This is a genomic window from Geomonas agri, assembly GCF_020179605.1.
GTDB classification, from domain to species: domain Bacteria; phylum Desulfobacterota; class Desulfuromonadia; order Geobacterales; family Geobacteraceae; genus Geomonas; species Geomonas agri.
Map to the genome: position 1 here is coordinate 230,077 of NZ_JAINZO010000001.1, position 19,320 is coordinate 249,396.

The following is a 19,320-nucleotide window of genomic DNA, read 5'->3' on the forward strand; positions in this document are numbered from 1 at the left end:
GTTGAACCAAGCTGCCGCGGAAAATGTTTCCGCGGCAGCTTTTTTTGTACCCGTCGACCTTGGTGGAGGTTTACTCCTTCACAGGATTCGCTTGACACTCCCGCCGCAAAAAACTATAGCTATAACCTCCACTTCACCCAACCTTCTCCCGCCCGGAACGGGCACATCGGGGAAACATGTACTGGGAATCTTTTGGCTTCAAAGAAGCACCTTTCGCACTAACTCCTAACCCGTCTTTCCTGTTCCTGAGCGCTCCGCACCAGGAGGCTTTCGCGCACCTGCTCTTCGCCATTGAAAACCGCGCCGGGTTCATTGAACTCTCCGGCGAGGTGGGCACCGGCAAGACCACCATCGTGCGCACTCTTTTGAACCAGCTCGACTCGGAAACGCACCGCACAGCGCTGATTTTTAACCCGATCCTCTCTCCCCTTGGTTTCATGAAAGAGGTAAACGCAGAGTTCGGCCTCCCCACTGAAGGCAACGAAATCCGCGACCTGCACGCGGCCCTCAACGCTTACCTCCTCGAGGAGAACCGCGCCGGTCACACGGTGGTCTTGGTGATCGACGAGGCCCAGAACCTCTCGGTGGAGGTACTGGAGCACGTGCGACTTATCTCCAACCTGGAGACCGAGAGCGACAAGCTGATCCAGATCGTGCTGGTCGGGCAGCCGGAATTGAATGCGCTCTTGGCCCGGGACGAGTTGCGCCAACTCGACCAGCGCATCACGGTGCGCTACCACCTGAAGCCGATGTGCTTCGAGGACACCTGCGCCTACATCCGGCACCGGATCAGGTTCGCCGCTGACGGCAGGGAACCGCTGACGTTCTCCCCTGGCGCCTTCAAGCGTATCTTCAAGTTCTCCGGAGGGCTGCCGCGCCTGATCAACGGGGTCTGCGACCGCGCTTTGCTGCTCGCCTACACCCGCGAGTGCAAGGAGGTCACCCCGGCTATGGCGTCGCTCGCCATTGCCGACTTGCGCAAGGAAGCGCCGCGCCGCAGGCGGGCATTGCAGGTTCGGGCTCTCTCGGCGGCCCTGGTGCTGTGCGTCGTCATCATCGTTGGGTTCTCGGTAGTGTCGTTCCATCTCCTCCCTGGTGAGAAGAAGGGGGGCAACGAGGTAAAGGAAGCGGTGCAGGAGGGAGCACAGCTGGCTCCCTGGTCGGCGGAGGCCGCGCGCCAGGCGATCGCGGCTCAACCGGAGCAGGTCAATCTCTATGCGGCGGTGAACGCGGTACTGGATGCGTGGCGGGTGCCGCGAGTGGAGCCGGTGCCGGGAAAACCTGCCAACCTGCGCTCGTTGGCCAAGCAGCGCACCCTGGTTCCCTCCAAGTTTTCCGCCAATCTGGAAATCCTGGGGCGGTTGGACGCCCCCGCACTGCTCCACATCGTGCTGCCGGGGGGCGCGGAGCGGCTGGTGGCCCTGGTGGGTGTGGACAAGAACGAGGTCGAGGTCGTCCCGCCGGTCGCCGGTCACACCAAACTCACCCGCGCCGAATTGGTGCAGCTCTGGAGCGGCGGGACCACCGTCCTTTGGAAGGACTTCCACGGCATCGCCTCCCGTCCCAAGGGTGCGGAGAAGGCCGCCGCCACCAAGTCGCTGCAGGGGCTTCTCAAGCAGGTGGGATGCTACGACGGCCCCGTGGACGGCAAGCCGAGCGAGACCACCAAGACAGCGCTGGCTGAATTCCAGCGCCGGGAGCAGTTGACGGCGGACGGGAAGGTGGGGGCACAGACCCTCATGCTCCTGTATCGTCGGGCCGGTGGCTACTTCCCGCCGGGGCTGGCGCGGGTGCAGGGCGCGGACAGCAAACAGACGGGACGGATGTGACATGAGCCTGATACTTGATGCCTTGAGAAAGATGGAACAGGAGCGCAGGAGCAGGCGCGGCACCGGCCAGGACCTGCGCCCCGAGGTGCTGCGCTATCGCCTGGCGGCCCAGCCCAAGGAGCCGCGCCGCTATCCCGTGGCGGTTATCGCGGGTGTCGTGCTGCTTTTGGCCGGTGTCGGAGCCGGGTTCCTGTTGAAGGGGCAGGCACCGCAACCGGTGGCGCAAGCCCCTGCCTCCCTGGCCCCGGTCGCCGCGGTACCGGTGGCCCCGCCCGCACCCCCGACCCCCGTGGCGCCCCCGGTTGCCGCCGTCCTGGCCACGCCTACGGTTTCGGCACCCGTTCCGGCTGCTCCGCCCGCGGTCGCGCCGGTCGTTGCGGCTCAAGCTCCGGCCGCAGTTGCGCCGGTTGTGCAGCCCTCTCGCAAAGCCTCCCGCGCTGCCGTGCCCCAGTCCGTACCGTCCGACGCACCGCATGTGGCAGCCCAGGAACCTGCCGCCGTTGCAGGCAGCGCCCAGGACATCACCATCTCCGGTATCGCCTACCAGGATGAACGACGCATGAGGCGGGCGGTCCTCAACGGGATCCTTGTCGGCGAGGGTGCCGAAGTTGGCGGTGCGCGCGTGCTCGAGATCAAGGAAACCAAGGTCAAGCTGTCCCGCGGCGGCCGCGTCTTCGAGGTTCCCTTCTCCTCCGGCCTGCAGTCCCGGTAATCCTGACATGCACCGGCCTGAGCCCTGGTAGCGTTCGGCCCGCCATCCCTGTTCCCAATTTTCCTTAGCACCACCGGGAGCCTGATGAAAGATAGATCACCTGCTGAGCACCCGGTCGAAAGGATCGCCGGCTCGTTGGAGAGGGTTACCTTCCACAGCGAGGAGACGGGCTTTTGCGTGCTGCGGGTGAAGGTCGCCGGGCACCGCGACCTAGTGACGGTGACCGGGAGCGCCGCCACGGTGACGCCTGGCGAGTTCCTCGAATGCACCGGCTCCTGGCACAACGACCGCACCCACGGTATGCAGTTCAAGGCGGAGCACCTGAAGGTGGTGCCCCCGACCACGCTGGAGGGGATCGAAAAATATCTCGGGTCCGGCATGGTGCACGGCATCGGCCACCACTTTGCCAAGGTGCTGGTGCAGGCCTTCCGCGAGGAGGTCTTCGATGTCATCGAGAACCGCCCGGAGCGGCTTCTGGAACTCCCCGGCATCGGCCGCAAGCGCATGGAATCCGTCGCGAGCGCGTGGGTGGAGCAGAAGGCGATCCGCGAGATCATGGTCTTTTTGCAGAGTAACGGCCTGGGCACCGCGCGGGCGGTGCGCATCTACAAGTGCTACGGCAACGAGGCGATCTTCAAGGTCACCGAAAACCCGTACCGGCTCGCCCTCGACATCCAGGGGATCGGCTTCAAGACCGCCGATGCGCTGGCGGCCAACCTGGGCATCGCCCGCGACTCGCTGATCCGGGCCCAGGCCGGCGTCAGACACGTGCTGCAGGAGCTCTCCGGCAGCGGCCACTGCGCGGCCGCCCGGGCCGACCTGGTGCAGAGCGCCGCCTCCCTGTTGGACATCCCCTCAACCGTTATTGAAACCGCCATCGACGCCGAGATCGCGGAGCAGAACCTGGTTGCCGAACCCATCGGTGGTCGCCCATGCCTGTTCCTCACGCCGCTGCATCGCGCCGAGGTGGGCGTCGCCGCCAGCATTGCACGACTCGCCAACGGAGCCCCGCCCTGGGGCGGCGTCGTCGCCGAAGAAGCCATCCCCTGGGCCGAGAGCCACAACGGCATCACGCTTTCAGAATCCCAGCGCGATGCGATCCGGCTCGCCCTGAAGAACAAGGTTGTTGTGGTCACCGGCGGTCCCGGTGTCGGCAAAACCACTTTGGTGAACAGCATCCTCGCCATAATTCGCGCCCAGCACCTGAAGGTCACCCTGTGCGCCCCTACCGGCCGGGCCGCCAAGCGGTTAACCGAGTCGACCGGGATTGAGGCCAAGACCATTCACCGCCTGCTGGAGTTCGACCCGCAGAGCTTCGGCTTCAAGCGCGACCGGGACAACCCGCTCGCCACCGACCTCCTGGTCATGGACGAGGCCTCCATGGTGGACGTGGTGCTGATGCACAAGCTCCTCCCCGCCGTCCCGGACCACGCCGGACTGATTATCGTGGGGGATGTGGACCAGCTTCCCTCGGTCGGCCCCGGCTGCGTCCTCGCCGACATCATCGACTCCGGTGCCGTCGCCACCGTGCGCCTTACCGAGATCTTCCGCCAGGCCGCTGGCTCGAAGATCATCGTCAACGCGCACCGCATCAACCGCGGTGAGCTCCCGCTGCAGGACGAGGGGAAGGAACTGGCCGACTTCTACTTCATCCCCGCCGCCACCGCCGAGGATATCCACGGCAAGCTGCTCCAGGTGATCACGGAGCGCATCCCCAAGCGTTTCGGTTTCGACCCTGTGCGCGATATCCAGGTGCTCACCCCCATGAACCGGGGCGGGCTCGGCACCGCCTCGCTCAACGCCGAACTCCAGGGAGTGCTGAATGGCAAGGCGGAACCGCGGGTGACCCGCTTCGGCACCGGCTTCGCGCCGGGTGACAAGGTGATCCAGACGGTGAACAACTACGAGAAGGAAGTCTTCAATGGAGACATCGGCCGGATTGTGGAGGTGCGCCAGGAAGAGGGGACGGTCAGCGTTGATTTCGACGAGCGGCTGGTAGAATATCAGTTCGGCGAACTGGACGAGGTGAGCCTCGCCTACGCCACCAGCATCCACAAGAGCCAGGGCTCCGAGTACACCGCGGTCGTGATTCCGCTCTCCATGCAGCACTACACCATGCTGGAGCGCAACCTGATTTACACTGCGGTGACCCGTGGCAAGAAGCTGGTCGTAGTGATAGGCGAGGCCAAGGCGCTGGCCATGGCGGTGCGCACCAACAAATCCCAGCGCAGGATGACCGACCTCGCGCGCAGGATCAGCAGCGCGCCGGCGTGACGGACATGAACTTCGCAATCGAGGGGAGGACGTGATGAAGACCATCGGCATGATCGGGGGACTGGGACCTGAGTCCACCGTCGATTACTACCAGCGCATCATCGAGGCGTTCCGCGTGCCGGGGAGTCTCGCCGCCCCGGAGATGGTGATCTACAGCGTGAGCCTGCAGGAGGTTATGGATCTCGCCGCCAAGCGCGAGTGGAACCATCTCGTGTACCTTCTGGTGCAGAAGGTGCGGGCGCTGCACAAGGCGGGCGCCGACTTCGCCATCATCACCGCCAATACGCCGCACGTCGTCTTCGACGAGGTCCAGGCCAAGTCGCCCATCCCGCTGATCAGCATTGTCGCCGCCACCTGCGACAAGGCGAGGGAGTTGGGGGTAAAGAAGGTCGGCCTTCTGGGGACCAAGTTCACCATGGAAGAGAACTTCTTTGCGCCTCCTTTCGCGGCGGCCGGAATCTCAGTGGCGGTGCCTTCTGCCAGTGACCAGAACTACATCCACGAGAAGCTTATGACCGAGATCGAACTCGGCATCATCAAGGACGACACGAGAAAAGGGTTGATCGACATCATCGCGCGCCTGGTGGGTAACGAACAGGTGGAGGCCGTCATCCTCGGCTGCACCGAACTGCCACTGATACTCAAAGACGGCGACTTCGACATCACCTTTCTCAATACCACCGCGATCCATGTCGAAAGTGTGGTGAGCTATTGCAGGGCAGGGAGGACGTGGTAAAAGGAGCATGGCTGAATTGAGCATAGGGGGGAGTATGAAGAGACTGATGATCCTGGCGCTGGTGCTCGTTGCCTCGACCTCGTTCGCCGGAGAGAAGAAAACGACGGCCAAGGATGCGCCGAGTTCGCAAACATTGCAGGAAAAGTGGGATGCCGATTCGTCTCTGTTGAAGCTGGACTGCAGCGACAGCATGTGCGTCTACGGCGTCAAGGGCTCCGCCCAGATCGTTGACGCCGACAACAACATCCGTTCGGCGTGGGTGGCCTTTCTCTACACAGACGCAGGGCGCATGGCGCTCACCGGGGCACTCAAGGGAAGCTACTACAGCAAGGAAAAGTGGAATATCAACTGCAACGAGGCGACCATGAATGTTTCGTCGGTGCACTACTACGACGCCAAGGGAAGCCCGGTGAGTTCCTACGGCAACGACGAGCAGTGGAGCGACGTCGTCCCCGGCAGTTTCGGCGAAACGGTCGCCGCCGTCGTCTGCACCCTCGAGGATGACGGGTCCGAGGAGGAGGCTCCCAGCCGGGATGTGCCAGGAGAGTCGCCTCCCCAGGAAGGCACCCCTCTGTAAGCCATGAGCCCTCTCGCCGGCATATCCCGCGCCAAGGTGCTGCTCCGGGCGCTGCGCTCCCGGAACTACCGCCTCTTCGTGGCGGGGCAGAGCGTTTCGCTGGTGGGCACCTGGATGCAGCAGGTCGCCATGAGCTGGCTCGTGTACCGGCTTACCAATTCAGCGGTGCTCCTGGGCGTGGTCGGCTTCACCAGCCAGGTGCCCACCTTCATCTTCGCGCCGGTGGCTGGCGTCTTGGCCGACCGCTGGAACCGGCGCCGCCTGCTCATGCTGACCCAGGCGCTAGCCATGGTCCAGGCGGCGCTTTTGGCCGCGGCGGTGATGCTCGGAATGGTCCAGGTCTGGCATATCGTGGTGCTTAGCCTGGTTTTGGGCGTGGTGAACGCCTTCGATATCCCGGTGCGGCAGTCGTTCGTGGTCGAGATGGTGACCGAGCGCGAGGACCTGGGCAACGCCATCGCGCTCAACTCCTCCATGGTCAATGCCGCCCGCCTGGTCGGCCCGACCGTCGCCGGACTGCTGGTCGCCACGGTGGGAGAAGGGATCTGCTTCCTCTTGAACAGCGCCAGCTATCTCGCCGTGCTCGTGGCACTGGCGGCCATGCGCATGGAGCCGCGCGCGGAAAAGGAGGCACCCCGCCGCCATATCTACCACGAGCTCAAGGAGGGTTTTTCCTACGCTTTCGGCTTTGGCCCCATCCGTAGCATCCTGCTGCTGGTCGCCCTCATGAGCCTCACCGGCATGCCGTACACCGTGCTGGTCCCGGTATTCGCCAAGGATATCCTGCACGGCGGCGCCCACACCTTCGGTTTCCTGATGACCGCCGCCGGCTGCGGCGCCCTGGTCGGCACCATCTACCTTGCCTCCCGTGGCACCGTCCTGGGCCTGGGCAAGGTCATTGTCTTCTCCACCTGCCTGTTCTCCGTCGGAGTCGCCGTCTTCGCCATTTCCAGCAGCATGGCGCTCTCCCTCGCTGCGCTGGTCGTGGCCGGCTTTGGCGCCATGACCCTGGTTGCCTCGTGTAACACGATCCTGCAGACCATCCTGGAGGAGGACAAGCGGGGTAGGGTGATGAGCTTCTTCACCATGGCCTTCATGGGGATGGCCCCCTTTGGCAGCCTGGGCGCCGGTGCCATGACCAAGGTGGTCGGCCCGCGGGTGACGTTGGTGATCGGCGCCTGCTGCTGCCTCGCCGGGGCGTTCGTCTTCGCCAGGAACCTCCCCCGCATCAGGCAGATGGTCCGGCCCATCTACGCCCGTATGGGCATCATCAGGGAAGTAGCCCAAGGCATGGAAACTGCGGCTGAGCAGCCGCAGCTGCCTAAAGAGAAAGAATGAGGGGAAGTGAACTATAGATGATCGATTTTCTTACTGCAGGACTTGTTCTTGGTTGCTCGGCGGGGTTCTCGCCGGGGCCGCTTCTGATGCTGGTCATCTCCGAGACGCTCACCCACGGCACCAGGTCCGGTGTGCGGGTGGCGCTCTCCCCCATCATCACCGATTTCCCCATCATCGCCGCGGCGCTCTTGCTGTTGATGAACCTCTCCGGTTATCACGGCATCCTCGGCGTCCTGTCACTCGCCGGCGGCCTCTTCGTCCTTTACACCGGCTACCACTCTCTGCGCGCCAAGCCGGTCGCTCTCGACCTCCCCAAGGAGCCTCCCAAGTCACTCAGGAAGGGCGTGCTGACTAACTTCCTCAGCCCGCACCCCTACCTGTTCTGGATCACCGTGGGCGCGCCGCTGTTGACCCGCTCGCTCAAAGTCGGTCCCGCCGCCTTTATCGCCTTCATCGGGAGCTTTTACCTCTGCCTCATCGGCGCAAAAATCGTCCTCGCCCTGGCGGTCGGGAGATCGCGGGCCTTTATGGGGAGCGGGGTCTACCTCTGGATCATGCGCCTGCTCGGCGCGCTGCTGACTTTCTTCGCACTGCTCTTGTTCCGTGAGGGAGTGAAACTGCTGGGGATTTGGTAGATCGGGGCGTTCCCGCTCAGGTGTTCTCTATCGCTACCACGTCGACCTGCAGCACGATCTCTTCGCCGGCCAGATGCGGGTTGCGGTCCAAGTTGACTACTCGATCCGTGGTGACGATGCTGAATTCGTCCGTGGTCCCCTGGTTCACCACCTCGTGCTGCATTTCCGTCGCGCTGCCGCCAATGGGGGCGGCCGAGTCGCGCGAGAACCGGGAGACAGCCGATGGGTCGCGGCGCCCGTACGCCTTGTCCGGCGGCACGGTGACCCGCTTGGATTCTCCGGCCGACATCCCCTCCAGTGCCTCTTCCAGACCCCGCATCACCTTGCCCGCACCCACCGTCACCCGCATCGGGTCTCCACCCGCCGTCGATTCGACGACTTCCCCGTTGTTGCGTAGCGCCGTGTAATGTACCTGCACGGTACTGCCGTATTTTACCGTTGGCATCTGTCACCTCCGTTGGTTCGATGTCGTTTCCTGCCGCCGGGACTCCTTACTCGTACCCCGAGAAACGATCCACCTCGACGTGTTCCAGCAGCCGTGCCAGGTACCGGGACTTCAGCTGCTCGCGGGCCATGATCCTCTTGACCGGCGGCAGTTTGAGGATGGCCCCGAGGATGGCCGCCATCGCGCGGTGGCTCAGGTAGGCCTGGTTATCAAAGATGAGGTTTTGCAGCTTGCCGCGCTCGATCGCCATCAGCACCAGGCGGTGAGCGGTGTTGACCGGCGTCAGGACCCGTCTGGCCCGGCTGGTGAGCCGGATGGCGCCGGCGGGGCAGGTGCGTACGCATATTCCGCACCCCAGGCAGAAGTCAGTGGCGGCCCGCGCCTTAAGCGCTCCCCCCTTGCAACCTCCCCCCTCCGGGTGGAGGAGCTGTACGCCGGATATCCCCTCCCCCGGAGGGGGAGGGCCAGGGAGGGGGGGCTGTCTTTCTTCGGCGTCCATGGTGATCGCGTCCACCGGGCAGACGGCGGCGCATCTGCCGCAGCCGGTGCAGCGGTGGGGTGCCGTCACCTGCACGAAATTGGTGCTGTACATGGCGTTGGGGATGGCCAGTCTGCGCGTCGCAATCAGCCCCTCGCAGCAGCAGCGGCAGCAGTTGCAGATGAAGTTGACCTGCTGCTGCACGTTATCGGCGCACTGCACCAGGTTAAGGTCGCGCGCCTGTTGCAAGAGGTCGAGCCCCTCGGCGCTCTCCACCCGACGCGCCACGCCGCGCCGCAACAGTGACTGCGCCGCCAGGTTCAAGGTCAGGCAGATGTCCAGGGGCGCATCGCAGCCGCGCCCGACGTGCACCATCTTCTGCCGGCAGTAGCAGAGCCCGACGGCGATGTGGCTCGCGCTCTTGATCACCTCGCTGGCCCGTTCGTAGTCGAGTACCTGGCACGCCTTCTCATCGGGGATGGCCTCCTCGTTCACCAGTACCCGCCCCAGCGAGGTCTCGCCGCCGGCGAAGAGGTCGCGGATGAAGGCTTCCTCGACGTTGATGTAGTGGAAAAATAGGCGTGATAACTCTTTCTGGTCCAGGTCCGGGCGCAGCCGCATCAGCGAGAACTCGAAGAACCCCGCCATCGGGGGGGGGAGGATGTAGACCATCCTGCCGCCACGCTCGATGTCGAGCAGCAGCGAGCGCGAGGCGAGCCTCTCCAGTAGGGCGTGCGTCTCCTGGAGAGGGAGGTTCCAGACCCTGGCCGCCTTGGTCGCCGAAAACGGGCGCAAAGGCAACTGGCTCATCAGGGCCGCCTCCTGCTCGCTGCACAAAAGCGAGAAGATCCTGAGCAGGAGATCGGAATCGGGAGCTCCCTGCGGGAACAGGTTCACCCGCCGCATCAGGCGGTGGTAGCCGTTGTTTGCTCTCTGTTCGGGCACGGCGGGTCTCCTTTTTATTAAAAAAAGACAACGTGTCAGTATAGCAGGGCGTGAACGGCAGGCAACCTCCCAAAAGGGGCCGGGATCCACGAGGCTTTACGCCATGTTACCTTCGTTATTCCTGACTCGACTAATTAAAGATCTCCCCCTTGGGACCGAAAAGGAAAAAAGTGACCGAGGCGGTGCACGGCCCGAAGGCCCCAGCCGTTGTTATTGGTCCGCGTGCCGGCGAGGAGCGCTCTGTAACCATGAAGAACCTGAGCCTGACAACCAAGATGAGCCTCATGGTGTCCCTACTGGTGGCGCTGGTGCTCTCCGTCATGACGCTATGCGCGGCGTGGTTTTTAGAGAAGCAGTACCAGGAGACCGTGTCGGAGCAGCAGTTCTCCATGGTCAGCTCCATGGCCGGAGAGATCGACAGCAAGATGCGCATGACCCAACTCCAGCTTGAGGCCCTCGCCAAGGCTATTCCCCCCGGCCTCTTCACCAGCCAGACCCTGGCGCAGCGTTTCCTGGAGCAGCGCCCCGAGGCCTTGGCCCTCTTCGACAGCGACATCTTCATCTTTGACGCCAAAGGGAAGCTCCTGGCAGTGAATCCGCTGGAAAAGCGGCTCATCGGCCGCGACTATTCCTTCCGTGATTATTACCGGGAGGCTGCCCGCAGTAAAAAAACGGTTATTTCGGAACCATTCATTACTACCCAGCAGCACGGCCACCCCACCGTTGCCTTCATCGTCCCGGTGCTGGACGTCAAGGGCGAGATACTGGGGATGATCGGCGGCATGATCGACCTGTACAAGGACAACCTCCTCGGCAAGCTCGCTCACGCCCGGGTGGGCAAAAACGGCTACCTCTACGTTTTCAACAGGGCGCGCGTCATCATCACCCATCCGGACCAGGAGCGCATCCTGAAGCGCATCCCCACGACGGCGGGCAACCGCATTCTGGATGAGGCTGTGGCCGGGTACGAGGGAGCCGGGGAGATGATTACCTTGCGCGGCCTCCGCGCGGTGGGCGCCTTCAAGCGGCTGAAAAGCACGGGGTGGATCCTCGCCTCCACCTTCCCCCTCACCGAGGCCTATGCGCCGGTGCGGGAGGCTAAGGTGCTCCTGGGATGCGGTTTGGTCGCGGCACTGGTCGGGAGCGTCCTGGTCTGCCTGTTGTTCATGAGACGGCTGACCGCACCGCTTTTGACCTTCATCCACCACGTTGAGGGGATCACGGACCAGGATCAGGAACTGGAGCCGGTGGTGATCCGGACTGGCGATGAAATCGGCACCCTGGCGGACGCTTTCAACCGCATGATCGCTGAGTTACGTCGGCAGAAGGAATCGGCGCGCGAACTGCGCCTGGCGATCGATCAGGCTCCGGTGACGGTGATGGTCACCGACCGAGACGGCCGCATTGAGTACGTCAACCCCCATTTCACCAGGGTGACCGGTTACAGCGCCGAGGAGGTGCTGGGGCAGAACCCGAGGATCGTGAAATCGGGATATCACCCCAGGGAGTTCTACACCGAGATGTGGCAGACCGTCCTCTCTGGCTGCAAGTGGCGCGGCGAGATGCGCAACCGGCGCAAAAACGGCGACCTCTACTGGGAGAGCGCCTTGATCTCCTCGGTCACCGACGATAGCGGCGAGATCAGGAACTTCGTCGCGGTGAAGGAGGACATCACCGAGAGGAAGCGCGCCGAGGAGGCCCTGATAAGAAGCGACGAGCGGATCAGGCTCCTGCTGGAATCGACGGCCGAGGCGATCTTCGGCATGGACCTCCTCGGCAACTGCACCTTCGCCAATCGCGCCTGCGCCACCCTGCTTGGCTACTCCGGCACCGAAGAGCTGCTGGGCAAGAACATGCACCTGCTCATCCACCATACCTCACCCGACGGCACACCCAACCCGGTGCAGGAGTGTCCACTCTACCGCGTGCTGCGCGGGGAGCAGGGGCTGCACAACAATGATCAGGTGTTCTGGCGTGCAGACGGCACCAGCTTCGCTGTCGAATACTGGTCGTATCCCCAACTACAGGGGGGGGAGCTGGTGGGAGGGGTGGTGACCTTCTTCGACATCACGGAAAGAAGGCGGGCGGAAAAGGAACTGCGTCGCGCCACCGAGGCGGCCGAGGCGGCCACCCGTGCCAAGAGCGAGTTCCTGGCCAATATGAGCCACGAGATCCGCACCCCTATGAACGCGGCGCTGGGCATGCTGTACCTTTTGCGGCAAACCGAACTCTCCGAACAGCAGAAGGATTACCTGGACAAGGCGCAGAGCGCTTCCGGGGTGCTGCTGCGGGTCATCAACGACATCCTCGACTTCTCCAAGATCGAGGCGGGCAAGATGGAGTTGGAGCGCATCCCGTTCCGGCTGGAGCAGGTACTCTCCGATCTGCGGAACGTGGTGGGGGCGATCATCAGGGACAAGGAGATCGAGTTCACCGTGACCGCCGGCGCCGACATCCCGGAACTGCTGGTGGGGGACCCGCTCCGGCTCGGGCAGGTGCTGTTGAACCTCACCGGCAATGCCATTAAGTTCACCGATAAAGGGAAGGTCGAGGTGGCGGTGGCGCTCGTGGCAGTGGAAGAGTCAGGCGCCACGCTGCGCTTCTCGATCGCGGACACGGGTATCGGCATGGATGCGAAGCAGCGGGAGGGACTGTTCACTCCCTTCACCCAGGCCGACAACTCCACCACGCGCCGCTATGGCGGCACCGGGCTGGGGCTCGCCATCTGCCGGGAACTGGTGCAGCTCATGGAAGGGCAGGTGTGGGTGGAGAGCGAGCCGGGGTGCGGCAGCACCTTCAGCTTCATGGCCCGGTTCGGGCTGGGCGAGGGGGGGCAGGCCCCGCTTGCCGAGACGTCAGCCGGTGGAGATGGCTCCCTGGGCGCTCCCGGCATCCGGGTCCTTTTGGTGGAGGACAACCCGATCAACCAGGAGGTAGCCCGGTTCATCCTGGAGCGGGGCGGCGTTACGGTGGCTGTGGCCCGTAACGGCGCCGAGGCGCTTTCCATGGTGCACGCCCCGGGGGCGCAGTACCATGCCGTGCTCATGGACGTGCACATGCCGGTCATGGACGGCCTGGAGGCGACCCGGCGCATGCGGCTCGACCCTGCGCTGGAGCGGCTTCCCATCATTGCCATGACCGCCAGCGCGCTGCCGGGGGAACGCCTGCTCTGCCGCGAGGCGGGCATGAACGACCAAGTAGACAAACCGATCAACGTGCCGGGGCTGTTCGCCACCCTGAGGCGCTGGGTGGGGACGTTGCCAGGGGAAGCGGAGTCCCCGGAACCGGAGCCGCTGCCGGCCGGCGAGGAACTGCCCGATCACGTACCCGGACTGGAGCTGCTGCGGGCTAAGGCGCGCATCAAGGACGGCAGGCTCCTCAAGAAGCTGCTGGTGACCTTCCATCGCGATAACCTGGAGCTGGTGCCGCGCATCGCCGCGGCCGCCGGCGTGGGTGACCTGAAAGAGGCCCGGCGACTGATTCACACGGTGAAGGGGAGCGCGGGGAACCTGGGTGCCATCTGGCTCAGCAGCGCTGCGGCCTCGCTGGAGCTTGCCCTGCTGGGAGACGACGCGAGCCAGGTTCACGAGACCCTGGAGCGGTTCGCCGAAAAGCTGGAGGAGGTGATGACCTCGATCGAGCAACTGACCGGGGGGGACACGGCAGGGACGGCGGGAACAACGTCGGTGCGCATGGAGTGCGAGGATCCTGAGCAGGTGGCAGCCCTGGCGCGCACCCTGGCCCGCCTGCTGGCGAGCCAGAACATGGCGGCCTTGTCGGTGTGGGAAGAGATGCGCCCCCTGCTGGCGGGGGAACTGCCGGAGCGGCTGGACGCCACGCTGCAGGCGCTTGATTTCGGGGACGCCGGCGCCATCTTGCGGGAAATCATGGAAAACCTGGAGCTAAGGACATGAACGTCGAGGGAGCGGGAGAAGCGGGAAGAGGCAAGATCCTGATTGTTGACGACACCACGGCCAACATCGAGATCCTGTACCAGATCCTCAAGGGAGAGTTCGATGTCCTCTTCGCTAAGAGCGGTGCCGATGGCATCCGCATGGTGCGGGAGCATGCGCCGGACTTGGTGCTTTTGGACATCATGATGCCGGACATGGACGGCTACGAGGTCTGCCGCGCCCTGAAGCAGGACCCGGTGACGTCACACATCCCGGTGGTGTTCGTGACCGCGATGGGCAACGACGAGGACGAGACCAAGGGGCTGGAAGAGGGGGCCATCGACTATCTCACCAAGCCGATCCGCCCTGCTATCGTGGTGGCGCGGGTGCGCAACCACCTGGAGCTCAAGCGCAGGGGAGACCTGCTGGAAAAGCTCAGCACGGAGCTGGCCTGGAAGAATCGGGAACTGGAGGAACTGGCGCGCCAGGACGGCCTGACCGGTGTGGCCAACCGGCGCCACTTCGACGAGTCCCTGCGCTCGGAGATCCAGCGCGCCGCGCGCAACGGGCGCAACCTGTCGCTCATCATGTGCGATATCGACCACTTCAAGAAGTTCAACGACCTCTACGGCCACTTCGCCGGTGACAAGTGCCTGCAACTGGTGGGGAAACTGCTCAGGAAGAGTTTCAAGCGGGCGGGGGAGGTGGTGGCGCGCTACGGCGGCGAGGAGTTCGCCGTCATCCTGCCGGACACCAGCGGGGAGTTGGCCGGGCACCTGGCCGAGCGGTTACGGCTGGAACTATTGGCCCAGGCACTGCCGCACGCCCACTCCGAGTTCAACATGGTTACCATGAGCCTGGGCGTGGCCGGAGCGCTGGTAACCCGGGAGCAAGACCAGGAGTGGTTCATCACGGCCGCTGACGAGGCCCTGTACCGTTCCAAGACGGCGGGACGGAACCGGGTGACCGTCTTCGATCAATAGTCCACTCCTGGCTGCGGCTCGATTTCCTTGCGGTACGCGTGCTTCACTTCCACAACCTCGCTCACGGTGTCGGCGAGTTCCACCACCATGGGATGGGCGTCGCGCCCGGTGAGCACGAGATGCATGAGCGGCGGCTTGTGGGACAGGATCTCCAGTACCTGTTCCAGGTCGACCAGCTGCAGTTGCAGGGCGTTGTTGATCTCGTCCAGGATCACCATGTCAAAGGCGCCGCCATCGATCTTTTCCAGGGCAAGCCGCACCGCGTCCTGCGCGTTGGCCCGGTGTTCGCTCCTGGGATACGGGTTGCCCAGGATGCCGCAGAACCCCTTGCCGGTGGTGTGCAGTTCCACCTGGCCCCCCAAAAGCTTCACCCCGTCCCATTCCCCCGCGTACAGGTCTCCCTTCATGAACTGGATGATGCAGACCTTCATGCCGTGCCCGCAGGCGCGTAGCGCCATGCCCAGCGCGGAGGTGGTCTTCCCCTTGCCGTGACCGGTGATGACGACGGTCAGTCCCTGTTTCACCTTCGGTTCCAGCTTATGTATCCGCAGCGGCGGGCTTCCCTGGTTTTTCATGATATGGACTCCCCTGGTTCGTTTAATTATAACTCCGGGAGCGGGGGGAAGATCAATGGTGCGCCGCCATCTTGCCGATGACGCGCCACAGACCGGCCACCCCCATGAGGGCGATGGAGACGCCGGCGGCGCGCAGCATCGCGTTTCTCAGTGCGCCGGAGACGGCGCTCGACGCGGTGCCGAAGCCGAGCATCACCGGCACGGTACCCAGCCCCATGGCGGCCATGGTGGCGGCGCCGGTCACCGGGCTCCCGGTCCCGGCGGCGACCAGCAAGGGCGCGTAGACCAGGCCGCAGGGGAGCAGCCCGAGCATCAGCCCCAGCGGCAGGGACGCCAGCGGCGAGGGAGTGGCGAGGGCGCGGCGCATGGGCGCGGTGAGAAAGCGCGCGCCGCTCCCTTCGAGGGTGGAGAGGTTGAAGACGCTCAGCCCCAGGGCCGAGGAGAGCCCCACCATGATCACCATGACGTTTGCCCCCACCATGAACCAGCGGAACACCATCTTCATGGCCATCAGATTGAGCGACGAGCCGATCAGCCCGGCCAGCGCCCCCAGCAGCGTGTAGGTGACGATGCGGCCGGTGTTGTAGAAGAGCTGGGACTGGAGCCTCCCCCGGAGGGGGCCTTCCTTGTCCTTGAGGGAGATGGCGGCCACGATGCCGCCGCACATCCCGATGCAGTGGAAGCTGCCGGCCAAGCCGGCCACGAACGCCAACCAGATCTGTAGCATAGCGGTCTCCTGTACAGGTGTTATCGGTGCGGCACCGCCTTCACCGCCTGCGGGGTCTCCGGATGGTGGTGCTGCAGGGGGAGGTCGTGTCCCTCGGGAGCGGGGACGGGCGGGTCGGGGCTAGCCTCGACACGGGGGGCAATGGAGCTCTCGTCGTCGTCCAGCATCCTGTGCTTGGGGCGCTCCAGGTCGCTGAATTCACCCTTTTGCACCCCCCACAGGAAGAAGAGCCAGCAGCCGCAGCCCAGGAAGAACGAGAGACCGATCAGTGCGAAAAGGGAATTATTCATCCGGTGTCCTCATGAGCCTAAGCGAGTTGCCGACCACGCACACGGAACTAAGCGCCATGGCGGCGGCTGCGTAGATCGGGGTCAGGCGCCCGGTCATGGCGAGCGGGATCCCGATCAGGTTGTAGAGAAAGGCCCAGACCAGGTTCTGCCGGACCACGGCCATGGTGCGCAGCGCCATCCGGTGCGCCAGCGAGAGGCGTCCCAGGTCGGGCTTGGCGAGGACCAGGTCCGAGGTCTCCAGGGCGATGTCAGTCCCGCCGGCCACGGCACAACCGACGTCGGCGGCGGAAAGGGCCGGGGCGTCGTTGATGCCGTCACCCACCATCAGTACTGTTGCCCCCTGCGCCTGAAGACTCGCGATCTCCCTGGTCTTGTCCGCCGGCGAGAGCGAGCCGATGCCGCGGGCCACCCCAGCGCTCTTGGCGACCTTGTCGGTGCACTCCTGGCGGTCGCCGCTCAAGAGCAAGGTGTCGATGTTCTTGCGCCGGAAGTAAGAGACCATGCCCGGGGCGTCGTCCCTCATCCGGTCCTTGAAGGTGAGGGTGCCGCAGTACCGCCCCTTGTGCGCCACGCCGACCAGCATCCCTCCCTCCGGCGATTCCAGCTCGGCGGGGATGCCCGTGACCCCCAGGCGCTCCAGGAACGATACGCTCCCCAGTGCCACCGTTTCGCTCGCCACCCGGCCCGTGACCCCCGCGCCGGCCAGCGTCACCAGCTCGGTGCCGGTGGGATACTCGATATCGTGCCGGGCGGCGTAGTCGCGCACCGCTTTGGCGATGGGGTGCAGCGAACCGCATTCCACCGCGGCAGCCAGGAAGAGCACCTGGCGTGGCGTCATCCCTGCATTGGCCTGGATGTCGACCAGCATGGGGGCGCCACGGGTGAGGGTGCCGGTCTTGTCGAAGACCGCGATGCTAACGCGGCTCAAGCGTTCCAGCACGTCGCCCCCCTTGAAGATCACGCCCAGCGCCGCGGCGGCTCCGGTGCCGGCCAAAATTGCGGTGGGGGTAGCCAGGCCCAGCGCGCAGGGGCAGGCAATCACCAGCACCGCCAGCGCCACCATGAGGCTCGCGCCTATCGATCTCCCTTGGCTGTAGTGCCAGCAGAAGGTGGCCACGGCGAGGGTGAGCACGGCGGGAACAAAGTAGGCGCTGACCCGGTCCGCGATGGCCTGGATCGGGGCGCGCCGGCTCTGCGCTTCTTCCACCAGCTGCGCCACCCGGGCGATGAAGCTGTCCCCGGTCTTCCTGAGGCAGTGCACCCGTAGCGCGCCGGAGAGGTTGCAGCTCCCGGCGATGACCTGGTCTCCCACCTTTTTCACCTGCGGCAGCGGTTCACCCGTGGCCGCCGATTCGTCCACGTCGCTGCTCCCCTCCAGCACCGTTCCGTCCACGGGAAAACGCTCCCCCGGTGCCACCAGGATCAGGTCTCCCGGGTTCAGCTCCGTGGGCTCTACCGTCTCCAGTTGCTCCCCGACGAAGCGCTGTGCCTGTCCCGAGCAGAGTTCCAAAAGCCTCCCGATGCCGCTGGAGGCGCGCCTCTTGGCACCGTTTTCCAAGAGCCTGCCGGCGAGGATCAGCGTGACGATCATGGCGGCGGTTTCGTAGTAGACCTCGCCGCCGGTAAAAGTCGCGTAGACGCTGTAGCCGTACGAGGAGAGGGTGCCGATGGCGATCAAGAGCTCCATGTTGGGGGCGCCGTTGCAGACGCCGCGCCAGGCCCCGGTGAGGAAGGGCCAACCGCAGTAGAAGACCACTGGCGTGGTGACCAGCAGCGAGAAGAGCTGCAGGTACGCCTTCATCTGCGGCTCGATGCCCTGGAAGTATCCCGCGTAGAGGGCGAATGCGTAGGCCATGAGCTGCATGGTGAGGAAGAAGGCGGTGCCGAACCGGACCAGGAGGTCCTTCTGTACCCGCTGTCCCGCCTGGCGCGCGGCGTCCTCGGTGTAGGGGCGCGGCACGTAGCCGATCTGGTCGATGCGGTTGAAGATGGCGGCAGGGGTGATCCGCTCCGGATCGAAGCGGACCCGGGCCCGGCCGGTGGCGTAGTTGACCCGTGCGTCGAGCACGCCGGGAATGGCGCCGATGATCTTTTCGTTGAGCCAGACGCAGGAGGCGCAGCGAATACCGTCGATGATGATGTCGACGACACTCCCCTCGGCCGCCGTATGGACGAAGCGGGACAGGTAACTATCCCGGTACTCACCCTTGAAGGCCTGCGGGATGAGCCCCGTTTCCTGCCAGTCGCGCCGGCGGTAATAATCGTACAGTCCCGATCCGCTGATGAGGAGGTAGGCACCGTGACAGCCGTGGCAGCAAAAGGAGAGCACCGCATCGGGCGTGCGCTCCTCGACCAGCATGCCCGGCGGGATGTCGCCGCCGCAGTGGAAGCAGGGGGCCAGGGGGACTCTCAATTGAAGAACACCACTTTCTGGGAGGCCACCGACTCTCCCCTGGTGAACAGGAGTTCGCCGCGCAACTCGCCCCGCCCGGAGGCCGGCCAGGGGGCGACGAAGACGCCGGGGGACGTTTCCGCCAGGGTCAGCACCTCTTTCTCGTTGCCGTGCCTGGTCTGGAACAGGAGCCTGCCGCCGGTGACCGGCGCGCCCTTCTCGTCATGCACCCGGACCTGCAGGTCGCTGCCGGCGAGTGAGGCGGACATGCCCCAGTCCAGCCCCTCGTTGTAGGCGCCGTTCTTGCCCTTGGCGTAGTTGAGCCCGTGCTGGTAGTAGTCCGGGTCAGTGACGCCGCTGCCACGCTCGATGGAGATGAACATGGTGGTCCCCATGCCGAGCAGGAAGGTGGCCACCATGAGCACGATGGCGAGTTGCCAGCGGGAGGGGGATTTTGTTGACGGTTTTTGCATGGATCTTTCCTTGACCAT

Annotated in this window: 16 protein-coding genes; 9 read left to right on the top strand and 7 right to left on the bottom strand. The window is 64.6% G+C overall.

Annotated features, from left to right (window positions below; all coding sequences use genetic code 11):
- Window positions 1-176 precede the first annotated feature (176 nt).
- The 7 genes from K7R21_RS01060 (at window position 177) to K7R21_RS01090 (ending at window position 8,101) form a co-directional block, all read left to right on the top strand.
- On the top strand, window positions 177-1,829 hold the full coding sequence (locus K7R21_RS01060) for an AAA family ATPase (protein WP_224981379.1): 1,653 nt from the start codon (window positions 177-179) through the stop codon (window positions 1,827-1,829).
- Between the two features lies 1 nt (window position 1,830).
- A complete protein-coding gene (locus K7R21_RS01065; protein ID WP_224981381.1) occupies window positions 1,831-2,541 on the top strand; it encodes a general secretion pathway protein GspB in 711 nt (236 codons plus the stop codon).
- An 84-nt stretch (window positions 2,542-2,625) separates the two neighbouring features.
- Window positions 2,626-4,815 (top strand): SF1B family DNA helicase RecD2, encoded by a 2,190-nt coding sequence (gene recD2 / locus K7R21_RS01070; protein ID WP_224981383.1) that lies wholly within the window; start codon window positions 2,626-2,628, stop codon window positions 4,813-4,815.
- 34 nt (window positions 4,816-4,849) lie between these two features.
- Entirely contained in the window at window positions 4,850-5,551 is a 702-nt protein-coding gene (locus K7R21_RS01075) for an aspartate/glutamate racemase family protein (protein ID WP_224981384.1), read from the top strand.
- 34 nt (window positions 5,552-5,585) lie between these two features.
- A complete protein-coding gene (locus K7R21_RS01080) occupies window positions 5,586-6,128 on the top strand; it encodes a surface-adhesin E family protein (protein ID WP_224981386.1) in 543 nt (180 codons plus the stop codon).
- 3 nt (window positions 6,129-6,131) lie between these two features.
- Window positions 6,132-7,466 (top strand): MFS transporter, encoded by a 1,335-nt coding sequence (locus K7R21_RS01085; RefSeq protein WP_224981388.1) that lies wholly within the window; start codon window positions 6,132-6,134, stop codon window positions 7,464-7,466.
- A 17-nt stretch (window positions 7,467-7,483) separates the two neighbouring features.
- Window positions 7,484-8,101, top strand: coding sequence for a LysE family translocator (locus K7R21_RS01090; protein ID WP_224981389.1), 618 nt, complete (start codon window positions 7,484-7,486; stop codon window positions 8,099-8,101).
- Window positions 8,102-8,117: 16 nt separating this feature from the next.
- Here K7R21_RS01090 and K7R21_RS01095 read toward each other — a convergent pair whose 3' ends face one another.
- The gene (locus K7R21_RS01095; RefSeq protein WP_224981392.1) at window positions 8,118-8,546 is read right to left on the bottom strand and encodes an FKBP-type peptidyl-prolyl cis-trans isomerase; all 429 of its coding nucleotides are present in this window, start codon (window positions 8,544-8,546) and stop codon (window positions 8,118-8,120) included.
- Between the two features lie 46 nt (window positions 8,547-8,592).
- Complete coding sequence (locus K7R21_RS01100; RefSeq protein ID WP_224981394.1) at window positions 8,593-9,969, bottom strand: 4Fe-4S dicluster domain-containing protein; 1,377 nt, start codon at window positions 9,967-9,969, stop codon at window positions 8,593-8,595.
- A 248-nt stretch (window positions 9,970-10,217) separates the two neighbouring features.
- On the opposite strand from K7R21_RS01100, the gene K7R21_RS01105 reads away from it, so the two are divergent.
- Window positions 10,218-13,883, top strand: a complete 3,666-nt coding sequence (locus tag K7R21_RS01105) for a PAS domain S-box protein (protein ID WP_224981395.1) — start codon at window positions 10,218-10,220, stop codon at window positions 13,881-13,883.
- Window positions 13,880-14,845 (top strand): diguanylate cyclase, encoded by a 966-nt coding sequence (locus K7R21_RS01110; protein ID WP_224981396.1) that lies wholly within the window; start codon window positions 13,880-13,882, stop codon window positions 14,843-14,845. The genes K7R21_RS01105 and K7R21_RS01110 overlap by 4 nt, the downstream gene beginning before the upstream one ends.
- On the opposite strand, the gene K7R21_RS01115 is transcribed toward K7R21_RS01110, so the two are convergent.
- Genes K7R21_RS01115 through K7R21_RS01135 form a run of 5 tightly spaced genes read right to left on the bottom strand, consistent with a single transcriptional unit; the run spans window position 14,839 to window position 19,302 of the window.
- Window positions 14,839-15,420 (bottom strand): cob(I)yrinic acid a,c-diamide adenosyltransferase, encoded by a 582-nt coding sequence (locus tag K7R21_RS01115; RefSeq protein ID WP_224981397.1) that lies wholly within the window; start codon window positions 15,418-15,420, stop codon window positions 14,839-14,841. The genes K7R21_RS01110 and K7R21_RS01115 overlap by 7 nt on opposite strands.
- Before the next feature lie 52 nt (window positions 15,421-15,472).
- The gene (locus tag K7R21_RS01120; RefSeq protein WP_224981398.1) at window positions 15,473-16,147 is read right to left on the bottom strand and encodes a sulfite exporter TauE/SafE family protein; all 675 of its coding nucleotides are present in this window, start codon (window positions 16,145-16,147) and stop codon (window positions 15,473-15,475) included.
- A gap of 20 nt (window positions 16,148-16,167) precedes the next feature.
- The gene (gene ccoS, locus K7R21_RS01125) at window positions 16,168-16,437 is read right to left on the bottom strand and encodes a cbb3-type cytochrome oxidase assembly protein CcoS (protein WP_224981399.1); all 270 of its coding nucleotides are present in this window, start codon (window positions 16,435-16,437) and stop codon (window positions 16,168-16,170) included.
- On the bottom strand, window positions 16,430-18,850 hold the full coding sequence (locus K7R21_RS01130) for a heavy metal translocating P-type ATPase (protein WP_224981400.1): 2,421 nt from the start codon (window positions 18,848-18,850) through the stop codon (window positions 16,430-16,432). The genes ccoS and K7R21_RS01130 overlap by 8 nt, the downstream gene beginning before the upstream one ends.
- Window positions 18,847-19,302 carry a FixH family protein gene (locus K7R21_RS01135; protein WP_224981401.1) on the bottom strand — a complete coding sequence of 152 codons (456 nt, stop codon included), beginning with the start codon at window positions 19,300-19,302 and terminating at the stop codon, window positions 18,847-18,849. The genes K7R21_RS01130 and K7R21_RS01135 overlap by 4 nt, the downstream gene beginning before the upstream one ends.
- Window positions 19,303-19,320 lie beyond the last annotated feature (18 nt).